Here is a 25,517-nt window from a genome sequence, read left to right on the forward strand (position 1 = left end):
GCGGCGCGCCATGGCGGCATTCCCGGTCTTTCCGTTCCGCCCTGTCATGACCTGCTGCCCCTCGCATCAGGGGGGACGCATGGCCCATGCCTTGCGCCCGCGCCCGGCCCATGGCACAAGCCCGCCACGGCGGCATCATCCCCAGGCGCGATTGCGCGCCGCCTTTTCCTGTATCCCTTCCTCTCGACAGGCATTCCCTATGCGCGATCCCCTGTTCCGCATGGCCCTGGTGCTGGGCCTGCTGTCCGCCGTCGGTCCCTTCGCGATCGACATGTATCTTCCCGCCCTGCCCCAGGTCGCCACGGATCTTGGCACGACCGAGGCCGGGGCCGCGACGACCCTGACCGCCTATTTCCTGGTCTTCGGCATCGCCCAGATGATCTATGGCCCGATGGCCGACGCGCTGGGGCGCAAGCCGCCGCTGGTGCTGGGCACCGTGATCTTTCTGCTGGCGAGCGTGGCGGCCAGCATTGCGCCCGATCTGGGCTGGCTGATCGCGGCGCGCGCCGCGCAGGGCCTGGGCGCGGCGGCACTGATGGCGGTGCCGCGCGCGGTCATCCGCGACCTGGCCACCGGACCGCAGGCGGCGCGGATGATGGCGGCGATCATGATCGTGATCTCGGTCTCGCCGATGCTGGCGCCGCTGACCGGCTCGGTCGTGATGGCCTGGGGCGGCTGGCGCGAGATCTTCGCGGTCCTGGCCGGCGCCTCGCTGGCAAGCCTTGCGCTGACGCTGTTCGTCCTGCCCGAGACGCTGGCCCCGGAAAACCGCCGGCCCATCCGCGCCGGGGCGATGCTGGCCGGGGCCAGGCGGCTGCTGACCGACCGCCGCTTCATGGGGCTGGTGTTGATCGGCGGCTTCGGCATGGCCAGCTTTTTCGTCTTCCTGGCCTCGGCAAGCTTCGTCTATACGCGGCAATACGGGCTTGGTCCCACGGGCTTTTCGCTGGCCTTCGCGGTGAATGCGGTGGGCTTCTTCGCGGCCTCGCAACTGGCCGCGCGCATGGCCGAACGCTTCGGGATGGAGCGGGTGATCGCGCTGGCCCTGACCGGCTTCGCGGGCATCACGATCACGCTTGGCCTGCTGGTCCTGGCGGGGCTGGACGCGCTGGCGCTGGTCGTGACGGGTCTGTTCGTGGGCAATGCCTGCCTGGGCCTGGTGATGCCCACGGCCATGGTGATGTCGCTGGATCCGCACCCGGATATCGCGGGGCTGGCCTCGTCCCTGGGGGGCACGATCCAGATGCTGACGGGGGCCGCGATGATCGCCGCGACCGCGCCGCTGCTGGACAATACCAGCGCCACCATGATCCCCGCCATCGCGCTTTGCGCGGTGCTGACCTGGATCGCGGCCGCCCTGTCGCTGCCGCGCCCGCAGTTCTGACGGGGCGCGCGGAACCGCCCCGCCGGCCCTTGGGTTATTCCCCGCCGACAGGGAGACGCGCCATGCAAGAGATTGAATTCCAACCGGGTCGCAACTGCTGGCGCGTCGAGCGGGCAAGCGCTTTCGCCCTTATCATCGACGGCCAGGACTATTTCCGCGCCCTGCGCGAGGCGCTGCTGAAAGCCCATCGGCTGGCGATCATGGTGGGCTGGGATTTCGACTTCGAGATCGAGATGCTGCCCGGCGAAAGCGACGATCAGGGCCTTGCGCCCGACGGCCTGCCCAACCGTGTCGGCGATTTCCTGGAGGCCCTGGCGGATCGCCGTCCGGGACTGGACATCTATCTGCTGAAATGGTCGGGCGGCGCGCTGATCGCGCCGGGGCGCATCCTGCCCGCCGCGCGGATCTGGCTGATATCGCCCGACCAGATCCACCTGGCCTTCGACGGGCGCCACCCCATCGGCGCCTGCCATCACCAAAAGATCGTGGTGATCGACGATTCCCTGGCCTTTTGCGGCGGCATCGACATGACGGACGGGCGCTGGGACCGCCCCGGCCATGCCAGCGAAGACGATCTGCGCCGCCTGAAATCGGGCGAGATCGCGCCGCCCTGGCATGACGCCTCGGCGGTGATGTCGGGGCATGCGGCGGCGGCGCTCTCGAAGCTGGCCCGCGCCCGCTGGGCCCGCGCCAATGACGGCGAGATGGACGAGGAGTTTCGCCCCGGCGCCGATCTTTGGCCCGAAAGCGTGGCCCCCGGCGCGCGCGACCTGCCCATCGCCATCGCCCGCACCCACCCGCCCGAGCGCGACAGCCCCACCGTGGCCGAGATCGAGCAGCTCTATCTGGACGGCATCGCCGCCGCGCGGGATTACATCTATCTGGAATCGCAATATTTCTGCGCCGACAGTGTGACAGACGCCATCCGCGCCCGGCTGGCCGAGCCGCACGGCCCCGAAGTCGTGGTCATCAACCCCCGCGCCGCCCAGAAACATCTTGAGGACGAGGCGATGCATGTCACCCGCTCGCGCATGGTGCGGGATTTGCGGGCGCATGATCCGCATGGCCGCTTCCGCATCCTTTATCCAGTGACGGCCAGGGACGAGGATATCTATGTCCATGCCAAGATCGCGATCATCGACGATCGGCTGCTGCGGGTGGGTTCCTCGAATATCGACCGCCGCTCGATGGCCTTCGACACCGAATGCGACGTGGCGATCGCCGGGACGGACCGGGCGTCGCGCGCCTATATCCGCCAGATCCGCGACCAGCTTCTGGCCGAGCATCTGGCAAGCTCGCCCGAGCGTGTGGGCCGGACGATCCGGGCGCGCGGCCTGATCGGCGCGATCCAGGCGCTGAACGCGCCGCGGGGCCGCCGACTGCGCCCGCTGCCGCTGCGGCGCGAGACCTTGCTGGGCGCGCTGCTGGCGGATACGCGCTTCTTCGATCCGCGCTATCGGCGCAGCGCGCAGGCGCGGCTGGGCATCACCTCGCGCCATCTGATGGTCGGGCTGGGGCTGACCGTGGCCGGCGCCATCCTGTGGCAGCGGCGGCGGCGCTGATCCCGCGCCCACCTGCCACCGGCCGCCCATGCCCGGGCGGGGCTTTCCGCACGGGCCGCGCGATGGCATATCGTTCCCTAGGCCGGCCCATTCCCGGCCAGGAGAGCGCGCATGCACGAATCCCCCATCGCCCCGGACATCCTTTGCGCCGCCGATTACGAACGCCATGCCGCAAGGCGGCTGCAACCGGGCGTGCTGGCCTATGTGAACGGCGCGGGCGCGGACGGCATCACGGCGGCCGAGAACCTTGCGGCCTGGCAGGCCCTTCGGCTGGAAAGCCGCGTCCTGGCCGATCTGCGCGGCGCCGATACCGCGCTGACGCTGTTCGGCCATGCGCTGCCCCATCCCCTGCTGCTGGCGCCGGTCGCCTATCACGGGCTGGTCCATCCCGAGGCCGAATGCGCCACGCGGATCGGCGCGGCGGCGACGGGCAGTCTGATGGTCGTCTCGACCCAGGCCGGCACCCGTATCGAGCGGATCGCCGAGGCCGCCAGCGGCCCGCTGTGGTTCCAGCTTTACCTTCAGCCCGCGCGCGCGGACACGCTGACCCTGATCCGCCGGGCCGAGGCAGCGGGCTATGAGGCCCTGGTCGTGACGGTGGACGCCCCGGTCAGCGGGCTACGCAATCACGAACAGCGCGCCGGGTTCCGCCTGCCCGCGGAGCTGCGCCCGGTGAACCTGGACGGAATGGCCCCGCCCCCGATCCGCGAGATGCCGGGGCGGGGGCCGACCTTCCTGGGCCTGATGGACGCCGCGCCGCGCTGGCAGGATATCGAGTGGCTGAAGGCCAGCACAAGCCTGCCGGTCCTGCTGAAAGGCATCCTCGGTCCCGCCGATGCGCTGCGCGCGCTGGAATGCGGGGCGGACGGGATCATCGTGTCGAACCATGGGGGCCGGGTGCTGGACACCGCGCCCGCCACGGCCGAGGCGCTGCCCCGGATCGTCCAGGCGGTCGCGGGCCGCGTCCCGATCCTGTGCGACGGCGGCATCCGGCGCGGCACCGACGTGCTGAAGGCACTGGCTCTGGGTGCGCGGGCGGTGCTGATCGGACGGCCGCAACTGCATGCGCTGGCCGTGGCCGGGGCCACCGGGGTCGCGCATCTGATCAGTATCCTGCGCAGCGAGCTTGAGGTCGCAATGGCCCTGACCGGCCGCCGCTCGCTGGCGCAGATCGACGCAAGCGTGATCTGGCGGCAGTCCGGCCGGGACTAATCCAGCCGGTCGGGCCGCCACTGCTGGCGCGCATCCCCGATGCCGCAAATAAAGCGCAGCCCCTCGGCGCGGCGGGCCCGGCAGCGCGTGGCACAAACATGTTTCCGCCCAGGGCAAGCCGCGCGGGCCCCGGAACGGAACTGGACCAGGCAGGGCATGGGAAAGCCCGGATCACGGCAACAGCAAGCACAATTTCTTATACAAAATATACAAATAATCGCCCGTCCCGTCGTGTATCCCGCCCCGTCGGACGGGCACGCGCGGGATGATTGCCCGCGTGTCGTCCTGCGCATCAAGGACCGCCCCCGGATTTTCCCGCCACAAGTAAAAGCACCAAAACGAGGCGTCGCAACGGGATGTGCCGGCTTCAGCATCCGCTATGCCCCCAAATTCCATTCCCTGCCGTGGATGACGCAAGCCAGGCCATAGCCTCTGCGCCGCGCCCCTTTCACGACACCTCCAGGGCCATGTGGCAAGCAAGTCACATCCACCCGGACCGGAATGATGGTCTAATTGATATATTTCTGTTTTGTTTCTATCGCTGAAAACAGCCATGCAGGTCGTATCGTCCGCTAGCCAACACATCAGGACATTCTCATAAGGAGCGGCACATGGCCCTACGCCAGCCTCACTCACTTCGTCCGGTGCTTTCGACCGCAGGTGTTTCGCTTGGCGTAGCCCTTGGCGGCTTCAGCACTGTTGACGCGGCAAAAGCACAGGAAGCCACCACGACCGGCGAAGGCGCGCCCAGCAGCACCGTGACGCTGGATACGGTCGTTCTGACCGGCGCCACGGGATCGGCCAATGTCAACGAATCCGGCACCGGCCTGTCGCGCCTGCCGGGGACGGTCTTCGAAACCCCGCGCGAAGTGCAGATCATCCCGCAAGAGATCATCAAGCAGCAGCAGGCGGTCACCCTGCAAGAGGCGCTGCGCAACGTGCCCGGCATCACGCTTTCGACCGGCGAAGGCCGGGGCGGGGGGTCTGGCGACCAGTTCCGCATCCGCGGCCTGGTCGCGGCGGGCGATGTCTATCGAGACGGGCTGCGCGATTTCGGCGCCTATACGCATGACAATTTCAACACGGAATCGGTCGAGGTTCTGAAAGGCCCCTCGGGCGATGCCTTCGGCACCGGCAACATGGGCGGGTTGATCAACCAGTCCAGCAAGCGCGCCCACCTGACCGACGAAACCGTGGTGAACGGGCTGGTCGGCACCGGCCCGCTGGCCCGGATCGAACTTGATACCAACCGCGTCGTGGGCCAGGATCAGGCGCTGCGCTTCAACCTGATGGGCCAGAAGCAGGACGTGGCGGATCGCGATCATGTCGAAGCCGACCGCGCCGGCCTGGCCATCGACTGGGGCACCGGCATCGGCACCGGGACCGAGTGGCATCTGGGCTATTCCTACCTGCGCGGGCGCGGCACCCCGGACATGGGCCAGCCCATGGCCGAGGGCGCGGACGGCATCTATCGCCCGCTGCTGGAATACGACATTCCCGGCTATGATCGCGATACGTCCTATCTGCGCAGCACCGACCGCGAGGACACGGATGTCCATGACATCACCTCGGCGCTGTCCCACGACATGGGCAATGGCTGGACGCTCAGCAACGACACGCGGCTGGCGCGCTACAAGCGCACGCGCTTCGCGACCCATCCCGCCAGCCTGTCGCAACTGGACCGCGACGGCAATCCGACCGGCTATCTGGACGACCTGCTGAACGGCGAGGACGTGGTGATGAGCTATGGCGCCGGCGGCGGCATGACCTACAAGCAGGACGGCTGGGGCTTCCAGAACGTGCTGGCCGGACGTGGCGAATTCGCGACGGGCGGCATCAAGCACAAGGTGCAGGTCGGTCTGGACCTGAGCTATCAGAAGGACTATCGCCGTCGCGGCACATGGCTGGGCGAGCGTGCGAGCGGGACCAGCGTGCTGAACCCGGTCTTCGACGCCGGCGATGCCACCTTCGACTGGTCCGACACCCGTTCGCAGTCGACGGCCTTCAACGCGGGGCTGTTCCTTTCCGACCGCATGTCCCTTGGCAATGGCTGGACCCTGGCCAGCGCGGCCCGGCTGGACTATTTCGAGAACACCTTCGACGGCCCCTTCATCGCCTCGACGGACAATGTCAGCACCAGCGGCAGCTCGACCAAGATCAGCCCCTCGCTGAGCGTGATCTATGAGCCGAGCGAGAATGCGATGGGCTATCTGACGCTGTCGCGGACCTATCGTCCGCAGGGCGCCGATATCTCGGTGAACGCGAACTCGTTCGCGAGCGAAGTCGCCGGCGACATGGAGCCCGAGCGTTCGGACCTGATCGAACTGGGCGGCAAGCTGAACCTGCTGGACGGCCGCCTGGGCCTGACCGGGGCGCTGTTCCAGATCACCAAGCGCCACTCCTTTGGCGACACGATCGATCCCGAGACGGGCGAGTTCCCCGTGGGCTTCTTTGAGGCCGGTTCGGGCCGCCGCATTCGCGGCCTGGAACTGGGCGCGACCGGCGAGATCGCGCAAGGCTGGACGCTCTATGCCAATTACGCCTACCAGAAGGGCGAGATCCGGGGGGGCCGGGGCATCGACACCGATCCGACCGAGGATCCCATCGCGGGCAACGAAGCGCCGGGCGTGCCGCGCCACAACCTGTCGCTGTGGACCAGCTACGCCGTTCCCCAAGCCCAGGCCGGTCTGCCGGGCCAGGTCACGGTCGCGGGCGGCATCCGCTATGCGTCGGATTATTTCGCGGACACGGACAATACCGCCGAGATCCCGGAGACGCTGTCTCTGGACATGATGATCGCCTATGAGCAGGACGATTGGCGCGTGGCGCTGAACGCCTACAACCTGACCGACCATCAGAACTACGCCTCGGCCTTCTCGTCCAGCCGCGTGGAACCCGCAGCGGGCCGCACCTTCGCGCTGTCGATCGGCAAGCGCTTCTGACCCTTGATGCGGCGGGCCTGGTCCCGCCGCATCCGTTCCATTCCCAAGGCGCCCATGTCCCAGCCGCCCGAAACCCCCGCCCCGCAGGCCGACGCGCCCGAGGCCGCATTGGCCCTGGGGCAGATGCTTCTGGACGGCGGCAAGCCGCAGGCGGCGCTGGACAGCTTCAGCATGGCCGCGCGGGGTGGCAGCGCCGCTGCCCTGACCATGATCGGACGCATGCATGAACGCGGCTGGGGCGTGCCCCGCGATCCGGGCCTGGCGGCGGGTTATTTCGCCCGCGCGGCCGAGGCCGGAGACGCCTGGGCCATGTTCAACCTGGCCGACCTGTGCCTGTCGGGCCAGGGCGTCGCACGCGACGAAGCCCGCGCCCATGCGCTTTACGCCGCCGCCGCCCGCAAGGGTCATGCCAAGGCGCTGAACATGCTAGGCATGCTGGCCGAGGCGGGCCAGGGGCCGGACCCCGCCTCGGCCGCCATCGACTATTTCCACGCCGCCGCCAAGGCCGGCGATTGCTGGGCACAGTTCAACCTGGCCCGCCTGCTGCTTCAGGCCGGCGCGCGGGCGCCGGCGCTGGACTGGCTCGACCGCTCGATCAGGGGCGGCTTTCCCGAATATTGGCGCAGGGCGGCGCGCCTGCTGGCGGATCATCCCGACGCCGCCATGCGCGCGCGCGCCGCCCAGGCCCTGCGCCGCCTTGATCCAGCCTAGAAAGGTTCCGCCCATGCTGATCACCATCCCCTCGGTCTTGTCCAAGGACGAGGTCGCCCGTTTCCGTGCCGCGCTGGATCAGGCCGATTGGCAGGACGGCCGCCTGACCTCCGGCACGCAATCGCTTGAGGTCAAGCGCAACAGCCAGCTTGACCCCGAAAGCCAGGTGGCGCTGCAACTGGGCCAGGCGATCCTGGACCGGCTGGCGCGCAATCCGCTGTTCATGGCCGCCGCCCTGCCCCATCGCATCCTGCCGCCGATGTTCAACCGCTATGCCCAGGCCGAGACCTTCGGCGTGCATGTGGACAACGCCATCCGCGCGATGCCCCTGACCGGAGAGCGGCTGCGCACCGACCTGTCCATGACCCTGTTCCTGACCGAGCCCGAGGATTACGACGGCGGCGAATTGATCGTCGAGGACCATTACGGCGCGCAGGTGGTCAAGCTGTCGGCGGGGGACATGGTGCTTTACCCCTCGACCTCGCTGCATCAGGTGACGCCGGTAACGCGGGGGGTGCGGGTATCCTCGTTCTTCTGGCTGCAAAGCATGATCCGCTCGGACGCGCAGCGGGCGATCCTGTTCGACCTGGACCAGTCGATCCAGTCGCTGAGCGCGCAGGGCGGGGCCAACGCACCCGAGGCCGTGCGCCTGACCGGCATCTATCACAACCTGATCCGCATGTGGTCCGAACTGTGACCCCCACCTGATCCGCGCTGCCTGATCCGCGTCCCATGGGGCCGCAGGAAAATCCGCTTCCCCCTCTTGAACCTCTAGCGGCTAGAGCAACTAGATTGCGTCCAAAGGGGACCGAATCTGCGGTTCCCGCCGCAAGATGAGGCAAGGAAGATGGCCCAGGAACAGACGGATCGGCGCGAATGGACGGTCAGGGGAATGGACTGCGCCTCGTGCTCGGCCAAGGTGTCGCGCGCGGTCGCACGGCTGCCGGGCGTCAGCGATGTCAGCGTGGCGCTGATGGCCGAAAGGCTGTCCCTGCGCCTTGCCCCGCGCACCACACCCGAGACGAAGATCGAGGCGACCGTGCGCGGGCTGGGCTATGACATCGCGCCCCGCGCCCAGGATCATGCCGCGCAACATCCCGGCCCCGCGCGGCACGACCACCCTGCGCATGGCCACAATCACAGTCACAGTCACAGTCGCAATCACAGCCATGACGACCCCGCTGATCGCGGCAAAGCCTGGCATCGCACCGCCAAGGGCCGGCTTGTCCTGCTGACGGGCGGGCTGCTGGCCCTGGCCTGGGTGCTGGAACTGGCCGCGCCCAGGCCGCCGGGGCATTGGCCCTTTGTCCTGGCCTGCCTGATCGGCCTTGCGCCGATCGCCTGGCGCGCGGGGCAGGCGCTGCGCATGGGCCAGCCCTTCACCATCGAATCGCTGATGACCATCGCCGCCGCCGGCGCCCTTTTCATCGGCGCCGCCGAAGAGGCCGCGCTGGTCGTCTTCCTGTTCGCCCTGGGCGAGGTGCTGGAGGGCGTGGCCGCGAACCGCGCCCGCGACGGTATCCGCGCGCTGGCCGGGCTGGTCCCACGCACGGCGCTTCTGGAAAGTGACGGCACCCTGGCCGAGGTGCCCGCCGACAGCCTTGAAATCGGCCAGATCGTGCTGGTCCGGCCCGGCGACCGCCTGCCCGCCGATGGCGAGATCGCCGAGGGCGTCTCGGGCATCGACGAAAGCCCGGTGACGGGCGAAAGCGTTCCGGTCGGCAAGGGGCCGGGGGATGCGGTCTTTGCCGGCTCGATCAACACCGAGGCCGCGCTGCGCATCCGGGTCGGCAGGCGCGCCGCCGACAACACCATCGCCCGCATCATCCGCCTGGTCGAAGAGGCCGAGGAAGCCCGCGCCCCGACCGAGCGGTTCATCGACCGCTTCAGCCGCTGGTATATGCCCGCCATCGTCGCGGTCGCGGCCCTGGTGATGCTGGTGCCGCCGCTGCTTTTCGGCGGCGACTGGCAGGTCTGGACCTATCGCGGGCTGGCGCTTCTGCTGATCGGATGCCCCTGCGCGCTGGTGATCTCGGTCCCGGCGGCCATCGCCTCGGCGCTATCGGCGGGGGCGCGGCGGGGCCTTCTGATGAAGGGCGGCGCGGTGATCGAGGCGGCGGCGGCCGTGCGCCGCGTGGCCTTCGACAAGACCGGCACCCTGACCCAGGGGCGCCCCCGCGTGACCCAGGTGCTGCCGGCCCCCGGCTGGGATGAGGCCGCGCTTCTGGCCCATGCGGCGGCGGTCGAGGCGGGGTCCAGCCACCCCCTGGCGCTTGCGATCCTGGACCATGCCGACGCGCAAGGCACGGCCCCCCTGCCCGCGACCGAGGCCCGCGCGCTGCCGGGCCGGGGCGTGCGGGCGCTGGTGCGGGGCCGGACCATCTGGGTCGCCTCGCCCCGCCAGGCGGCCGAGCAGGGCGCGCTGGACCCGGCGCTGGCCGAGGCCGCACGCCAGCTTGAGACGCAGGGCCATACCACCGTCGCCGTCTATGCCCAGGACGGCGCGCTTGGCCTGATCGCCATGCGCGACCAGCCGCGCGAGGATGCCCGCGCCGCCATGGCCCAGCTTCGCGACATGGGCATCCCCGCCATCATGCTGACCGGCGACAATGCCCGCGCCGCCGCCGCCATCGCGGCGGATATGCAGGTCGATTTCCGCGCCGAGATGATGCCCCAGGACAAGCTTGCCGCCATCCGCGGGATGGCCTCCGCCGGGCCGGTGATGATGATCGGCGACGGCATCAACGATGCGCCCGCGCTGAAGCAGGCCGGGGTGGGCGTCGCCATGGGCTCGGGCACGGATGTCGCGCTTGAGACGGCGGATGCCGCGATCCTGCGCGACCGGGTGACGGATGTGCCCGCGCTGATCCGGCTCGCACGCGCGGCCATGGGCAATATCCGCCAGAACGTCGCCATCGCGCTGGGGCTGAAGGCGGTGTTCCTGGTGACCTCGGTGCTGGGCATGACGGGTCTTTGGATCGCGATCCTGGCCGATACCGGGGCCACGGTGCTGGTCACGCTGAACGCGCTGCGGCTGCTGGCCTATGATCCAGCGCGGCGCTAGACTGTGGGCGCCGCATGGAATGGGCGCGGTCAGGAAAGGTTCAGCATGCTCTCGATCGGGAAACTGGCCGAGGCCACCGGGGTCAAGGTGCCGACGATCCGCTATTACGAACAAATCGGCCTTTTGCCCCAGCCGCCGCGCAGCGCCGGCAACCAGCGCCTTTACGGCCCCGGCATCCGCGACCGGCTGGCCTTCATCCGCCATGCCCGCGACCTGGGCTTTCCACTGGACGCGATCCGCGAGCTTCTGGACCTGGCCGACGATCCCGACCGCTCCTGCGCGCAAGCCGACCAGATCGCGCGCCGCCAGCTTGCGGCGGTGAATGCCCGCATCTCGCGGCTGACCGCGCTGAAGGCCGAGCTTGAGCGGATGCTGCGGCAATGCTCCCGCGGCACCATCGCCGATTGCCGGGTGATCGAGGTGCTGGGCAATCACGAACATTGCGCCCATCCCCATCACGACGGCGACGAAGCCCTGTCCTAGCCCGGCCTCCTCCGCGCAACCTGACAATTTCCGCGCGCTCCCCGGCAGCCGATTGTCAGCCTGAACGTGCCAGGAGATGGTATCGACGCCAAGGATTTCGCCCGCGTCCCGATCCGGGGTGAAATCGACACCCATCGCGACAAGGGCCCCGATAGCAAGGTGGACCGCATGACCCCGCGTCAATAGTGCGTGTCTGGCCCCTCCGCCTCCGCCAGGATGGATGGGCCATCGGAAGAAGGGCCATGGAACGAGCCGCCCCCCGGCATGGAGAGCAGCTTGCGCACCAGTTCGAAACTGTTGCGCACATTCATCTTGCGGATCATGTTCGCACGATGCACCTCGACCGTGCGGAAAGAGCAGCCCAGCACCTGGGCCATTTCCTTGGCGGTGAAGCCGTTCACCAGGTAATGCGCGATGCGCCTTTCCGCCGGGGTCAGCCCACTGCCGCGCGCCATGCCCGAGGATTGCAGGCGATAGGTCCAGATCGCCATCCGCTCGGGGTCGGAGCGGTCCAGAGCGTGGCCGCTGCCTTCGACCCAGACCACCTGGCCGCCCTTGCGCAGCATGAAACGCTCGTCACGGCAGATCGGCCGCGCCCGCAGCGCCTCGCGCGCGCGGCGGCCGATCGACTCGTAATCGGACTGACCCGGATAAAGCACGCGGACCGACTGGCCGCAAAGCTCCTCGGGACGCCAGCCGAAGACCTCGTAGACCCGCGCGCTGGCCCGCAGCACGACCCGGCGCGAAAGCACAAGGGTCGCGTCGGGAGCATGGTGGAAGGCCAGTTTCTCGATCTCGCCGGTGCCGTCGCCCATGCCGTGTTTCCTACGTAGGCCCCTACGTATTCCTACGGATTCCCGTATCGAAAGCAATCGTGCAAGATCCCTCCTGTCGCCGGCCATGGCCGGATCTGGGAGGACATTCATGAGCAAGGTTTACGGGAGCGCTGTTTTTGCGCTTGAAGGTGTTTTGCGTGACGGGATGCTGGTCGCGGCTGGAGGGTTCGGGCTTTGCGGCATTCCCGAGCTTCTGATCCAGGCGATCCGCGCGGCCGGGACCAGGGACCTGACCGTCGCCAGCAACAATTGCGGGGTCGATGATTTCGGCCTCGGCATCCTGTTGCAGAGCCGCCAGATCAGGAAGATGATCTCCTCCTATGTCGGCGAGAACGCGGAGTTCATGCGGCAGTATCTCTCGGGCGAGCTGGAGCTGGAATTCAACCCGCAGGGCACCCTTGCCGAGCGCATGCGCGCCGGCGGCGCCGGGATACCGGGTTTCTACACGAAAACCGGCGTCGGCACGGTCATCGCCGAGGGCAAGGAGCACAAGGACTTCGACGGCGAGACCTATATCCTGGAACGCGGGATCGTCGCGGATCTGTCCATCGTCAAGGGCTGGAAGGCCGACGAATCCGGCAATGTGATCTTTCGCAAGACCGCGCGCAACTTCAACGTGCCGGCGGCGAAATGCGGCCGCATCTGCATCTGCGAGGTCGAGGAGATCGTGCCGACCGGCAGCCTGGACCCGGACCACATCCACCTGCCGGGCATCTATGTCCACCGCCTGATCCAGGGCAGCCACGAAAAGCGCATCGAGCAGCGCACCACCCGCAAGAAGGAGACCGCGTGATGGCCTGGGATCGCAATCAGATGGCGGCGCGGGCCGCGCGGGAGTTGCAGGACGGCTGGTATGTGAACCTCGGGATCGGGATCCCCACCCTGGTCGCGAATTACATCCCCGAGGGCGTGCGCGTGACGCTGCAATCGGAGAACGGCATGCTGGGCATCGGCCCCTTTCCCTATGCGGGCGAGGAGGATGCCGACCTGATCAACGCCGGCAAGCAGACGGTGACCGAAGAGCCCCAGACCGCCTATTTCGACAGCGCCGAGAGCTTTGCCATGATCCGCGGCGGCAAGATCGCGATGGCGATCCTGGGCGCGATGGAGGTGGCCGAGAATGGCGACCTGGCGAACTGGATGATCCCGAGGAAGCTGGTCAAGGGCATGGGCGGCGCGATGGACCTGGTCGCCGGCGTGGGCCGGGTGGTGGTGGTGATGGACCACACCAACAAGGCGGGGGAATCGAAGGTGCTGCCGGCCTGCACGCTGCCCTTGACGGGCAAGGGGGTGGTGAACCGGATCATCACCAATCTGGGGGTCCTGGACGTGGTCGAGGGCGGGCTGCGGATCGTCGAGCTGGCGGACGGCGTCAACGAGGCGGAACTGCGCGCCGCGACCGAGGCGAGGATCGTCGGCTGAGGGGGCCTGCGCACGAAGCTTTGGACAGGGGCCGGGGCGAAGGCTTGGCGCGAAGGCTTCCGGCCTGGAGTCCGGCCCGAGGCCTGGCCTGAAGAGAGGGGGCTGCCTGCCCCCTCTTGCGGCTTCGCCGCAATTCACCCCCGAGGATATTTGGGCAAGAAAGACGGGCCAGGGGGCGCCGGAGGTCCGGCCTGTCCTTTGCCGGGCCGAGGCGCCGGGACGGCCGGAAACGGGGAAGACGGAAGAATTGAGCTTGACGGTCGAGGAAATCACGGAGCTTTTCAGCCGCGACGGTCTTTACCGCTGCGCGCGCTGGGGGCGTCCGGTCGCGCCGGTCATCTTCGGCCTCTCGGACGAGACGCTGGACATTTTCCGCACCGTCACCCGCGCCGCCCTGGGCCATGCCGGCCATCTTCTGGCCGAGACCGATCCCGAGATGGGCGCGAACATGATGACCTTCTTTCTGCGCGACTGGGACGAGCTCGACGACATTCCGGACCTGGACCTCCTCACCGGGATCCAGGATCTGCCCGAAAGGCTGAGGAGGGCAGATGCCGACCGCTATCGGATCTTTCGCTTCGATGCGGGTGGCGGCATCCGGGCCTGTCTGAACTTTCTCAGCATGGATGGCCCGCTGGCCGAGGAACATCCCGCCCGCCTGGCCGAGGCCGTGGTCATGCGCAGCCTCCTGACCTTCTCGCGCGAGGTGGCGCCGTCCCGCCCCCTGGCCGAGCTGATCCGCGCCGCCTATGATCCGGTCATGCCCGTCCTGGCCATCGACCCGACCCATGCCATGCGTCTGGCCGCGCGGCTGGGGCGGGGCTGAGCCGGATTTCTTTCTTGTATAAATATCCATGCACCCTTGCCGCTGGAGAAGGTCCGGGGATCTTTCAGCGGCGATGGCGGAAGGCCCCGACCCGAGCGCAACCAGGAGCACCCCATGCATGAGTTTCCCATCCGCATCTATTACGAAGACACCGACCTGGCGGGCATCGTCTATTACGCCAATTATCTGAAGTTCACCGAGCGCGCCCGAAGCGAATGGCTCCGCGATCTGGGCAGCAATCAGGTGGCGATGAAGGCGCATTTCCTGGCCCCCCTCATGCCTTGCCTTTCTCTGCTGCCCAGAAGGACGAGCAGCCCGGCCATCATGGTGGCAAACGGCATTGGCAGGCCGGATTAGCAGGTCAGGCTTGGGGCATCGCCCGAAGCGGCGCCTTCAAAGGGCATCCCCGCCTGCGCGAGCCTGTTCACTACGGCCTTCCCAGAGTCGCGTCCACGATCAGGCGGAGCCGCAGGGCAACCCACCAGCCCGATGCCAGGCGTATGCCGGCACGCGGATCTGCCGGGATCGGGCCGATTGCGGGGCCGCAATGGCCATGCGCCAAACCGGCCTCGCGGCGTGACCCCCCAAAGCCCGCCCGAAGGCACGGCCTAGTGCCGGGGCACCCCGGCCGGGCGCGCGGCGCGCTTCTGGGCGGCGATGCGGAAAGGCGCGTTCGGCGCGCCATAGCCCTGGTAGTTCCCCTGCCGTTGCAGGATCTCGATGAAGAAGCCGTCCGGGCGTGCCTCGGCATAGAACTGGAAGAATTCGCCCCCCGCATCGGCGTCGTAAAGGATGTTCGACTGCTGCATGCGCCGCACCAGGGCAGGGTCCAGGCCGAAGCGGGCCTCGACATCGGCATAGTAGTTCGCTCCGATCCGCAGCACGGGAAAGCCCCGCGCCGCCATCTCGCGCGCGGTTTCGAAGATGTCGCGGCAGGCAAAGGCCACATGCTGGACCGAGGAACCCAGGCTGTCCTCGATGAAGCGCCCGGCCAGGGTGTGGCGCGCATCGGCACCGTTCAGGGTGACGCGCAGGCCGCCCGACTGGATCGCCTGGCTGCGCACCAGCCCGTCGGGGTCGATCACATCCACCATCGGCGATTTCCGGGCCTGGAAGATCGAGGTGTAGAACAGCGACCAGCTCAGCATCTCGTCATAGCGCATGGTCTGGCCGATATGGTCGATGCCGGTCAGCCCGGCGCCCCGCCCGACCTTGCCCAGGTTGAAATCCACGTCCCAGATCCGGCCCAGATCCGGGCCGTGGTCCAGAAGCCGCAGCATGCTGCCGCCGACGCCGCGAAAGGCGGGGATCTGCAATTCATCGACGGCATTGGCCTCGCTATGGTCCTGCGCCAGAAGCGCACAGGCCCGCGCATGGGCCGCCCGCGCGTCGTTCACCATCAGCGCGACCTCGGACACGCAGGTGCCATGCGCCAGATAAGAGGTATGCGCGAACCCCTCGGGGGCGGTATTGACCAGCACGCTCACCTCACCCTGACGCCAGACCGTGACCGGCTTCGAGACATGCCGCCCCGCCGGCGCGAAACCGGCGGCGTGCAGCAGCCCCTCGATCCCCGGCGCCTCATGGGCATTGGTGGCGAATTCGATGAACTCGATCCGCTCGACCGGCGCGGGGGGCGGAAACTCCGGCAGATCCGACGCAAGCGCCGGTTCGGCGCGGCGCACCTCGTCCATGACCCGGATCAGGCTGCGATGCCCGTCCCGCGCCACCAGACGCGGCAGGCCCGAGCGGAACTGGTCGTTGAAGATCTCAAGGCTAAGCGGCCCGTCATAGCCGGTGGCCTGCACCGCGCGCATGAAGCCCGCGACATCCAGATCCCCCTCACCCGGCATGTTGCGGAAATGCCGCGACCAATACAGCAGGTCCATGTCGATCGCCGGGGCGTCGGCAAGCTGCACGAAGAAGATCCGGTCGCCGGGGATCGAGCGGATGCTGTCCGGGTCGATCTTGCGCGCCAGCGTGTGAAAGCTGTCCAGGATCAGCCCGACCTGGGCGTGATCGGCGCGCCGCACCACCTCCCAGGCGTCGCGGTGGTCGTTGACGAAACGGCCCCAGCACAGCGCCTCGAAGCCGACGCGCACGCCGTGCTTGCGGGCCAGATCGCCCAGCTCGTGCAGGTCCTGCGCCATGCGGTCGATCCCCCCAAGGGCCGCCGGATGCAGGGTCGAGCAGACCAGGACCAGATCGGTGCCAAGCTGGTTCATCAATTCGAACTTGCGCTCGGCGCGGGCGAAGGCGCGGGTGCGGTGCGGCTCGGGCAGGCTTTCGAAATCGCGGAAGGGCTGGAACAGCGTGATCTCCAGCCCCTGGTCGCGGACCATGCGGCCCACGTCCTGGGGGCTGAAATCCGAGGCGAGGAAATCCTGTTCGAAGATCTCGATACCATCGAATCCGGCCTCGGCGATGGCGGTCAGCTTTTCGGTCAGGCTACCGGAAAGCGAAACGGTGGCGATCGAGGTCTTCATGCTGGTGCCCTTCCTCCCGCCCGCGGGTCGCGGGCCTTTCGCGGCAGAATTCTCCATCGCACGGATAACAGCAAGAACCCATTTTTCGGCATGGGTAACCTGATGTTAATGCAGCGCCGAAGTCCGGCCAGGCGGCCGTCACGCCAGCCGTCGCCACGAGGCCGCACCCACTTAGCGACCGCCAATCAGGGTCGCGCCGTGGCGGGCCATCCAGTCGCGGCTATGGGCGATGAATGCCTGATGCAGCTGGGTCCGGTCGGTCCCCAGACCCGAAAGCAGGCCCATCTTCAGCGGGTGCGGCTTGCCGGTCAGCGGCGCGAAACGCATGGGTTTTCCGTCGGGCGCGCGATCATGCAGAGGCCGGACGTTCACGATCGAATAGCCGAAGCCGTTCGCGACCAGGCTGCGCATCACCGCCATATCGCGCGTCCGCTCGGCGATATTGGCGCGCAGCCCGGCCTTCGAGAAGAAGGACAGGAAGTAATCCGCGCTAAGCGGCAGGTCCAGAAGCACCATGGGATGCGGCGCAAGTTCCTGGACCGGAACCTCGGGCAGATGCGCCAGCGGGTGATCCACGCTCATCGCGACCAGGGGAGGCAGTTCCAGCATGGGAAAAAAGCGCAGATCCCCCGGCAGGTCCAGGTCATAGGTCAGAGCCAGATCGATCTTGGCCTGACGCAGCAGGCCAAAGATCTCGGCCTGATCGGCCTCGACCTGGGTGCTGCGGACCTCGGGATATCGGGCGACGAAATCGCGGCGCAGGCCGGGCAGAACGATCTGGGCGAAGGTGCTGAGGCAGCCTATCGCCAGGGGACCGCCCACGGCGCCGGAAAGCTCGCTCGCCAGGTCGCGAAGCCCGGCGGCCTGGCGCAGCACCTTCTGGGCATGGTCCAGCATCCGCCGCCCCGGCAGCGTCGGGGTCAGCCCTTGCGCGTGATGGCGCACGAAAAGTCGCAGGCCCAGTTCTTCCTCAAGCTGCGAGATTCCAGCCGAGATCGAGGGCGACGAAACGTTGACCTGTTGCGAGGCGGCCGCAATGCTGCCCGTCTCGCCCACCGCGACAAAATATTCGAGTTGCCGCAAGGTATAGCGCAGAGGCATGTCCGTCCCCAGTCCGGTTGCGCGACTATCGCGCAGCCCGCCGCGCTGCACAACCGGATTGCCGGCGGGCGTGCGCGGGCGGCCATGGCGGGTCGGGATCGGCCCCAGGCGATGCCAGGAACGCCCAAGCTTTCGCCCAACCTGTGCAAAACTTGGGCAGACACGCGATGCATCCTGCGGCGGCTTAAAGATTAATTCATTTATTACAATCCGATAGGATTAGCCTAATCAAGGCTTCCGCAAGTTCTCATTTACGGAAAGCGGTCATCCTATGTTCCATGCGCGCATCGGTCCGGCACAGGCTGGGGGCCGACCAGCCGAAAGGATAGCCAGATGAATGAAAACGCCGTCGAGGTGATTGGTGTCTCGAAAAGCTTCGGCACATACCGGGCCTTGAAATCCATCAGCTTCCGTATCCGCAGCAACGAATTCTTTACCATGCTCGGCCCCTCGGGCTGCGGCAAGACCACGCTGCTGCGCATGCTGGCGGGGTTCGAAAGCCCCGATGACGGCACCATCCTTTTGAACGGGCGCGAGGTGGTGGACATTCCCCCGCACAAGCGCCGGGTCAACACGGTATTCCAAAGCTATGCCCTGTTTCCCCACATGACGCTTGAGCAGAACGTCGCCTTCGGGCTGGAAAACCTGGGCTGGGAAAAGGCGCGGATCCGCGCCCGCGCCGGCGAGATGCTGGAGCGCGTCCACATGAGCCAGTTCGCAGGCCGCAAGCCTGCCCAGCTTTCAGGCGGCCAGCGCCAGCGCGTGGCCCTGGCGCGCGCGCTGGCGCCCGAACCCGAGGTGCTGCTGCTGGACGAGCCGCTTTCGGCGCTGGACCTGAAGCTGCGCCAGGCCATGCGGGACGAGTTGCGCAAGCTGCAACGCGACACCGGCATCACCTTCGTCTTCGTCACCCATGACCAGGAAGAGGCGCTGGACATGTCGGACCGCATCGCCGTCCTTGGCGGCGGGGAGGTGCAGCAGCTGGGCACTCCGACCGAAATCTATGAACAGCCCGTCAACCGCTTCGTCGCCGATTTCGTCGGCGAGACCAATTTCCTGGATATCGAAGTGCTTGAGGTCGCGGCCGGGCAGGCCACCATCCGCACCCCCTTCGGCCAGGTGCTGCGGGTCGCGGCGCCGGAAGGGACGGCCGGCGGCAAGGCCACGATCTCGGTCCGGCCGGAAAAAATCAACCTTGGCAACGAGGCGACGGGCGCGACCTTCCCCGCCGAGGTGGTGAACAAGAACTACATGGGCGGCTATACGCATTACCAGCTTGTGGCGAACGGGATCGAATTCCGCGCCTCGCGCCGCAACGCCTCGCGCGAGGGGGATGCGATCGCGGTCGGCGCCACGATCCCCGTGGGCTTCATCGAGACCGCCGCGCGGGTGCTTCTGGCATGAACGCGCAACCCACGGCCGCCCCGCCCCGCAAGGGCGCCTTCAGCAATCTCGCCTTCTGGGGCCTGCTGCCAAGCTGGCTGCTGATGGGCTTTGCGCTGCTGGCGCCCATGCTGATCATCGCCGCCGTCTCGGTCGGCTCGCGCGGGGCCTATGGCGGCTTTGCCTGGGATCTGAACCCCGCCGGCTATCGCCAGATCCTGTTCAACGAGGGCTGGTCCGGCGAGATGGAGTTCACCGGCCAGTATCTGGCGATCATCCTGCGCACGCTTCTGCTGGCGGCGGTGACGACCTTCCTGTGCCTGCTGGTCGCGGTGCCGGTCGCCTATCACATCGCGAACCAGCCCCCCCGGATGAAGGCCATCCTGGTCTATCTGATCACCCTGCCCTTCTGGGTCTCGATGATCCTGCGGGTCTATGCCTGGATGATCATCCTGGGCCGCGACGGGCCGCTGCCGCGCTTCCTGGGCTTTCTGGGCGCGCCCGAGGGGCTGAGCTTCATGTATAACGACGGCGCCACCCTGGCCGCGATGGTCTATACCTACATGCCGCTGATGATCCTGCCGGTCTTCGCCTCGATCGAGAAGCTGGACGGCACGCTGATCGAGGCGGCGCATGACCTTTACGGCAACCGCTGGGTCACGCTGCGTCGGGTCATCCTGCCGCTGACGGCGCCGGGGATCGCCTCGGGCGCGATCCTGGTCTTCGTCCCCTCGCTGGGCGCGGTGCTGGAGCCGACGCTGATGGGCGGGGGCAAGCAGATGATGATGGGCTCGCTGATCCAGATGCAGTTCACCAGCGCGCGCAACTGGCCCTTCGGCGCGGCCATCGCGATAACGCTGATGGTCTTCGTGATGATCGTCCTGATCGTGATGGCCCGGCGCGGCGCGGGCAAGGAGGCGCTGGCATGAACCGGCATCATGACGTGAAGCGATACCCGGGGCTGAAACCGCTGAGCCTGCTGTTCTTTCTTTACCTTTACGCGCCTCTGGCGGTGATCGTGATCTATTCCTTCAACGAGAACAGGATCACCGGGGTCTGGACCCAGTTCTCGTTGAAATGGTATGGCGCGGCGCTGAACAACGCGGCGCTGATGGGGGCGCTGAAGACCTCGCTGCTGGTGGCGGCCATCGCGATGACCGTCGCGACCAGCGTGGCGCTGATGGCGGCGCTGGCGATCATCCGGGGCCGCGACATCCGCTTTCGCAAGCTGTCCGAAACGGTGGTGAACCTGCCGCTGCTGCTGCCCGAGATCGTGCTGGCGGTGGCGACGCTGATCCTGTTCTCGCTTCTGGGCATCCAGAACGGCCTGGTGAAGCTGGTGATCGCGCATTCGGCCTTCTGCACGCCCTTCGCCTTCCTGCCGATCCGCGCCCGGCTGCAAGGCATGTCGCTGGATTTCGAGGAGGCGGCGACCGATCTTTACGCCTCGCGCTGGACGACATTCCGCCGCGTCACCCTGCCGCTGATCTTTCCGGGGCTGTTTTCGGGGGCGATGCTGGCCTTCCTGATCTCGATGGATGATTTCATCACCTCGAACATGCTGAGTTCGGGCGGGACGACGACGCTGCCGGTCTATATCTTTTCGCTGATCCGGGCGGGAACCTCGCCCGAGTTGAACGCGATCGCGGCGCTGCTGATCCTGGCCTCGCTGGTGCTGGCGACGGCGGCGCTGCTGGTCGGCACGCGCGGCCAGAAATGAAGAATACCCCCAACAGGAGAAAACCATGAAGAAGATCCTGAGCTGCACCGCGCTCATGCTTTGCCTGGCGCCCATGGCGCAGGCGGCGGGCAAGCTGAACCTGTATGTCTGGTCGGAATCGATCTCGCCCGAGCTGATCGAGAAATTCTCGAAAGAGAACGATGTCCAGGTGCATGTGGACGGCTATACCTCGAACGAGGACCTGTTGACCAAGTTGCAGGCCGGCGCCTCGGGCTATGACATCTCGACCCCCTCGCAGCATTTCCTGCGCATCATGATCGACGAGGGGCTGCTGGAAGATTACGGCGCCAAGGATCTGAAGGCATACGAGAATATCGACCCCCGCTGGCGCAACCAATGGTGGGACGAAACGCAGGGCTATTCGGTCCCCATCGCCTATGGCACCGCCGGCTTCGCGGTCAATACCGACCTTTACAAGGGGCCGACCGACAGCCTGAAATATTTCTTCGAGCCCGAGGGCGAGCTGGCCGGCAAGATCGCCATGCTGGCCCAGCCCGACGAGGTGATCGGCGCGGCGCAGCTTTATCTGGGCGTGCCCTTCTGCACCGAGGATTCGGCCGAGATGAAGAAGGTGCTGGACCTTCTGATGGCGCAGAAACCCTCGGTCGCGGTCTATTCCTCGGATAATATCGACAGCCGCCTTGCCTCGGGCGAGGTCGCGGCGCATTTCTGGTGGGATGGCGAGGAGTTGAAGGCGCGCGAGGGCGGCGCGCCGCTTCAAATGGCGATGACCAAGGAAGGGCTGGTCGGCTGGATCGACAGCATGGTCATCCCGAAAGGCGCGCCGAACCGCGAGAACGCGATCAAATTCATCGAGTTCATGTCCGAGCCGGAAAACGCCACCACGCAGATGAACTTCTATGCCCATAGCTCGCCCATGAAGACGGTGCCGGAAAAAGTGGTCTATACCAAGGAGAAGGCGCCCGAGCTTTACCCGGAAGTGCCGGTCGAGTTCTCGCGCACCTGTTCGCCGGCGGCGCAGGACCTGGTGACGCGGGTTTGGACCCAGTTGCTGCAATAAGCCCCCCAAGGCGCGCCGCGCCCGCCCCATCGAGGGCCGGGCGCGGCGAGGGGGCCAAGGCCCCCTGTCCCGTTGCCGAAGGATTTCCCATGCCCGCAGACCTGATCATCCTGAACGCCCGCACCCGTCCCCTGTTCGCCCCGCCGGGGGTCTCGGCCGTCGCGGTCGCGGGCGGCCGTATCCAGGCGCTGGGGGACGATACCGCGATGCGCGCGCTGGCCGGCCCCGCAACCCGCGTGATCGACGCGGGGGGCACGGAACTGCTGCCGGGCTTTGTCGAAAGCCATCTGCATCTGTTCATGGGCGGCGCCACGCTGTCGATGCTGAACCTGGGCGCGGCCTTCGGCTTCGAGCCGGTCGCGGCGGCGTTCCGGGATTTCATCGCCGCGAATCCCGGCGACGAGATCCTGTTCGCCTATGCGGTGAACTACACCATCTTCGGCGATGACCGCCGGCCCAACCGGCACCTGCTGGACGCGATCTGCGCCGACCGGCCCATCGCCATGCTGGCGACCGACCTGCATTGCGCCTGGGCCAATACCCGCGCGCTGGATCTGGCCGGCATCCTGCATGGCGGCGATCCTGGACCGGGGGCCGAGATCGTGATGGGGCCGGACGGCCTCGCCTTAGGCGAGCTGCGCGAATTCGGCGCCATGCAGAAGGTCAAGATGCTGTCGCGCCTGAAGGGGCGCGACGGGCTGGACTACAAGGGCGGCGCGGTCTTGGACCAGGACCGCGCCCATGACCGCGCGCTGATCCGCAAGGCCGGGGAATATTGCGCGCGGCATGGCATCACCACGGCCGTCAACATGGACGGCAACGCCTATCAGGCCGGGCTGATGCGCGATCTGGCGCAGGCGGGCGAAATGCCGGTGCGCGTCAGCCTGCCCCTGCGCCTGGTGGCCGAGGACGGCCCCGAAGGCGTTGCCGGGATCGAGGATTTCGGCCCCGAGGTGCCGGGCTGGCTGACTTTCGGCCGTATCAAGCTGTTCATGGACGGGGTCTATGACACCTGGACCGCGCTGACGGCGACGGATTATCCCGACCTCCCCGGCTTTAGATCCGAGCCGCTGATCCCGCCCCCGGTCTTCGACGCGATCTGCGTCGAGGCCGACCGGCGCGGCTTGCAGGTCGCGACCCATGCCGTGGGCGACGGCGCGGTGCGCGCGGCCATCGACGGCTATGAGGCGGCGGCCCGCGCCAACGGCCCCCGCGACGCCCGCCACCGGATCGAGCATATCGACACGATCACCCCCGCCGACCTGGAGCGGCTGGCGCCGCTGGGTATCACGGCCTCGATGCAGCCGGTGCATCCGCCCGGCTCGGCCGGGTTGCCGCTGGAGCCGACGGTCACGATCATGGGCCGCGACCGCTGGCCGACCGCCTTTCCCTGGCGGATGATCCGCGACCGGGGCGTGGCGCTGGCCTTCGGCACCGACTGGCCGGTCTCGCCCCTGTCGCCGCTTTACGCGATCCATTGCGCGCTGACCCGCGCCCCTTGGGCCACGGACATGCCCAACCAACGGCTAAGCCTGGACGAATGCCTGCACGCCTATACCATGGGCGGCGCCCATGCCGATTTCAGCGAGGACCGGCGCGGCGCGCTGACCCCCGGCTTCGACGCCGATCTGGTGCTGGTCGCGGGCAGCCTGGAAGGCTTGGCCAACAGCCCCGACGCCGCCCGCATCGCCCTGACCGTCTGCGGCGGGCGGATCACCCATGAGGACCATGATGGAGCGATTTGACCATATCGTCATCGGCGCCGGCTCGGCCGGCTGCGTGCTGGCGAACCGGCTTTCCGCCGATCCCCGCGCCCGCGTGCTGGTGATCGAGGCCGGCGGCCATGACCGCGACATCCGCGTCAAGGTGCCCGCCGGCATTCTGGCGATGTATGGCCGCCCGCGCTTCGATTACGGCTGGGTGGGCGTGCCGCAGCCGGGGCTGAACGGCCGCCGCATTCCGGTCAACCGGGGCCGGATGCTGGGCGGCTCTTCCTCGCTGAACTCGATGCTGTATATCCGGGGGGCGGCGCGGGATTACGACGAATGGCGCGATCTGGGCTGCGAGGGCTGGGGCTGGGACGATGTGCTGCCCGTCTTCAAGGCGCTTGAGGGGAACCGCAACGGCCAGAATCCGGCCTGGCACGGCACCGGCGGCGCGCTGATCGTCAACCGCCCGAAGGATCCGAACCCAGTCTGCCAGGACTTCATCGCGGCGGGCCAGACGCTGCAACTGCCGCGCAACACCGATTTCAACGGGCCAAGCCAGTTCGGCCTGGGCATCTATGACGTGACCCAGCGCGACGGCCTCCGCTTTTCCGCCTATAACGCCTTCCTGGAACCTGTGCGGCTGCGTCCGAACCTGTCGATCCGCACCGATTGCACCCTGCGCCGCCTGCTGGTCCAGGACGGCCGCGTCACCGGCGTCGAGGTCGCGCGCGCCGGCGCGGTCGAACAGATCGCGGCGGGCGAGGTGGTGCTGTCCGCCGGTGCCATCGGCACGCCCATGGCGCTGATGGCATCGGGCATCGGACCGGGGGCGGAACTGGCGGCGCAGGGGATCGAGGTCGTCCGCGACCTGCCCGGCGTCGGGCGCAACCTGCGCGACCATGTGGACGGGATGATCACGGTCAGGACCGATTCCACCCGCACGCTGGGCTTTTCCCTGGGCAACTGGCGCCGGCTTCTGGCCGCGCCCTTCACCTTCGCTATCCGCCGCAAGGGCGAGCTTTCCACGAATTACGTCGTAGCCGGGGGCTTCGCGAAGACCCCTCTGGCGGGCGATCTGCCCGATGTGCAGTTCCATTTCGTCCCCGGCTATCGCAGCCATCGCGGCAGGCTGGTCGAATGGGGGCATGGCTTTGCCGTGCATACCTGCGTGCTGCGCCCCCGCTCCATCGGAGAGATCCGCATCCGGCGCGACGGCGACGGCTTCGCCCCCGAGATCGACCACCGCTTTTTCAGCGACCCCTTCGACGCGGCCGTGCTGGTCGAGGGGATCAAGCTGGCCCGCCGCATCTTCGCCGCCCCGCCCATGGCCGGGCTGAACGGGCGTGAGATCCTGCCCGGTCCCGATGTGGCGACGGATGACCAGATCCTGGCCTATCTGCGGGCCGAGGCGCTGACCGTCTATCACCCGGTCGGCACCGCCAGGATGGGCCGCGATCCCATGGCCGTGGTCGATCCGGCGACGATGAAGGTGCATGGGACCGAGGGGCTGCGCGTGGCGGATGCCTCGGTCATGCCGACGCTGATCGGCGGCAATACCAACGCCCCCTCGATGATGATCGGCGAGAAATGCGCCCGCGCGATCCTGGGGCGCTGGACATAAGTCGGGGGGCCGC

General features: G+C 67.6%; 20 protein-coding genes and 1 pseudogene. 18 read left to right on the top strand and 3 right to left on the bottom strand.

Annotated elements, in window-relative coordinates; translation table 11 throughout:
• The first annotated feature begins 199 nt into the window (after positions 1 to 199).
• The 8 genes from QM682_RS03985 to QM682_RS04020 all read left to right on the top strand — a co-directional run bounded on the left by QM682_RS03985 (position 200) and on the right by QM682_RS04020 (position 11,358).
• A complete protein-coding gene (locus tag QM682_RS03985) occupies positions 200 to 1,384 on the top strand; it encodes a multidrug effflux MFS transporter (protein WP_415127333.1) in 1,185 nt (394 codons plus the stop codon).
• Between the two features lie 62 nt (positions 1,385 to 1,446).
• The gene (locus tag QM682_RS03990) at positions 1,447 to 2,946 is read left to right on the top strand and encodes a phospholipase D-like domain-containing protein (protein ID WP_415127335.1); all 1,500 of its coding nucleotides are present in this window, start codon (positions 1,447 to 1,449) and stop codon (positions 2,944 to 2,946) included.
• A gap of 111 nt (positions 2,947 to 3,057) precedes the next feature.
• Positions 3,058 to 4,158 carry an alpha-hydroxy acid oxidase gene (locus QM682_RS03995; RefSeq protein WP_415127337.1) on the top strand — a complete coding sequence of 367 codons (1,101 nt, stop codon included), beginning with the start codon at positions 3,058 to 3,060 and terminating at the stop codon, positions 4,156 to 4,158.
• Positions 4,159 to 4,769: 611 nt separating this feature from the next.
• Complete coding sequence (locus QM682_RS04000) at positions 4,770 to 7,100, top strand: TonB-dependent receptor (RefSeq protein ID WP_415127339.1); 2,331 nt, start codon at positions 4,770 to 4,772, stop codon at positions 7,098 to 7,100.
• A 54-nt stretch (positions 7,101 to 7,154) separates the two neighbouring features.
• Positions 7,155 to 7,811 (top strand): tetratricopeptide repeat protein, encoded by a 657-nt coding sequence (locus QM682_RS04005; protein WP_415127341.1) that lies wholly within the window; start codon positions 7,155 to 7,157, stop codon positions 7,809 to 7,811.
• A 13-nt stretch (positions 7,812 to 7,824) separates the two neighbouring features.
• Complete coding sequence (locus QM682_RS04010; RefSeq protein WP_415127343.1) at positions 7,825 to 8,508, top strand: Fe2+-dependent dioxygenase; 684 nt, start codon at positions 7,825 to 7,827, stop codon at positions 8,506 to 8,508.
• Positions 8,509 to 8,658: 150 nt separating this feature from the next.
• Positions 8,659 to 10,875: a heavy metal translocating P-type ATPase gene (locus QM682_RS04015; protein WP_415127345.1), complete on the top strand. Its 2,217-nt coding sequence runs from the start codon at positions 8,659 to 8,661 to the stop codon at positions 10,873 to 10,875.
• A gap of 45 nt (positions 10,876 to 10,920) precedes the next feature.
• Entirely contained in the window at positions 10,921 to 11,358 is a 438-nt protein-coding gene (locus QM682_RS04020) for a MerR family transcriptional regulator (protein WP_415127347.1), read from the top strand.
• A gap of 179 nt (positions 11,359 to 11,537) precedes the next feature.
• On the opposite strand, the gene QM682_RS04025 is transcribed toward QM682_RS04020, so the two are convergent.
• Positions 11,538 to 12,173: a LuxR C-terminal-related transcriptional regulator gene (locus tag QM682_RS04025; protein WP_415127349.1), complete on the bottom strand. Its 636-nt coding sequence runs from the start codon at positions 12,171 to 12,173 to the stop codon at positions 11,538 to 11,540.
• Positions 12,174 to 12,282: 109 nt separating this feature from the next.
• Between QM682_RS04025 and QM682_RS04030 the strand changes: the two genes are divergently transcribed.
• The 4 genes and pseudogenes from QM682_RS04030 to QM682_RS04045 all read left to right on the top strand — a co-directional run.
• The gene (locus QM682_RS04030; RefSeq protein ID WP_415127351.1) at positions 12,283 to 12,987 is read left to right on the top strand and encodes a CoA transferase subunit A; all 705 of its coding nucleotides are present in this window, start codon (positions 12,283 to 12,285) and stop codon (positions 12,985 to 12,987) included.
• Entirely contained in the window at positions 12,987 to 13,616 is a 630-nt protein-coding gene (locus QM682_RS04035) for a 3-oxoacid CoA-transferase subunit B (protein WP_415127353.1), read from the top strand. Before QM682_RS04030 ends, QM682_RS04035 begins: the two co-directional genes overlap by 1 nt.
• Positions 13,617 to 13,869: 253 nt before the next feature.
• Positions 13,870 to 14,442 (top strand): hypothetical protein, encoded by a 573-nt coding sequence (locus QM682_RS04040; RefSeq protein WP_415127355.1) that lies wholly within the window; start codon positions 13,870 to 13,872, stop codon positions 14,440 to 14,442.
• Positions 14,443 to 14,556: 114 nt separating this feature from the next.
• A pseudogene (locus QM682_RS04045) lies at positions 14,557 to 14,697 on the top strand (thioesterase); the annotation flags it as partial.
• Between the two features lie 353 nt (positions 14,698 to 15,050).
• Here the strand turns inward: QM682_RS04045 and QM682_RS04050 are convergent.
• Both QM682_RS04050 and QM682_RS04055 read right to left on the bottom strand, forming a co-directional pair.
• On the bottom strand, positions 15,051 to 16,928 hold the full coding sequence (locus QM682_RS04050) for a bifunctional sugar phosphate isomerase/epimerase/4-hydroxyphenylpyruvate dioxygenase family protein (protein ID WP_415127357.1): 1,878 nt from the start codon (positions 16,926 to 16,928) through the stop codon (positions 15,051 to 15,053).
• A gap of 171 nt (positions 16,929 to 17,099) precedes the next feature.
• Positions 17,100 to 18,029, bottom strand: a complete 930-nt coding sequence (locus QM682_RS04055) for a LysR substrate-binding domain-containing protein (protein WP_415127359.1) — start codon at positions 18,027 to 18,029, stop codon at positions 17,100 to 17,102.
• Between the two features lie 333 nt (positions 18,030 to 18,362).
• Between QM682_RS04055 and QM682_RS04060 the strand changes: the two genes are divergently transcribed.
• The 6 genes from QM682_RS04060 (at position 18,363) to QM682_RS04085 (ending at position 25,504) form a co-directional block, all read left to right on the top strand.
• A complete protein-coding gene (locus QM682_RS04060) occupies positions 18,363 to 19,433 on the top strand; it encodes an ABC transporter ATP-binding protein (RefSeq protein ID WP_415127361.1) in 1,071 nt (356 codons plus the stop codon).
• Entirely contained in the window at positions 19,430 to 20,341 is a 912-nt protein-coding gene (locus QM682_RS04065) for an ABC transporter permease (protein WP_415127363.1), read from the top strand. The genes QM682_RS04060 and QM682_RS04065 overlap by 4 nt, the downstream gene beginning before the upstream one ends.
• On the top strand, positions 20,338 to 21,132 hold the full coding sequence (locus QM682_RS04070) for an ABC transporter permease (RefSeq protein ID WP_415127365.1): 795 nt from the start codon (positions 20,338 to 20,340) through the stop codon (positions 21,130 to 21,132). Before QM682_RS04065 ends, QM682_RS04070 begins: the two co-directional genes overlap by 4 nt.
• A gap of 25 nt (positions 21,133 to 21,157) precedes the next feature.
• Positions 21,158 to 22,174, top strand: coding sequence for an extracellular solute-binding protein (locus QM682_RS04075; RefSeq protein WP_415127367.1), 1,017 nt, complete (start codon positions 21,158 to 21,160; stop codon positions 22,172 to 22,174).
• 89 nt (positions 22,175 to 22,263) lie between these two features.
• The gene (locus QM682_RS04080; protein ID WP_415127369.1) at positions 22,264 to 23,919 is read left to right on the top strand and encodes an amidohydrolase; all 1,656 of its coding nucleotides are present in this window, start codon (positions 22,264 to 22,266) and stop codon (positions 23,917 to 23,919) included.
• Positions 23,903 to 25,504 (top strand): GMC family oxidoreductase, encoded by a 1,602-nt coding sequence (locus tag QM682_RS04085; RefSeq protein WP_415127371.1) that lies wholly within the window; start codon positions 23,903 to 23,905, stop codon positions 25,502 to 25,504. The genes QM682_RS04080 and QM682_RS04085 overlap by 17 nt, the downstream gene beginning before the upstream one ends.
• Positions 25,505 to 25,517 lie beyond the last annotated feature (13 nt).

Source organism: Paracoccus sp. (in: a-proteobacteria) (assembly GCF_047605025.1).
Classification (GTDB): Bacteria; Pseudomonadota; Alphaproteobacteria; order Rhodobacterales; family Rhodobacteraceae; genus Paracoccus.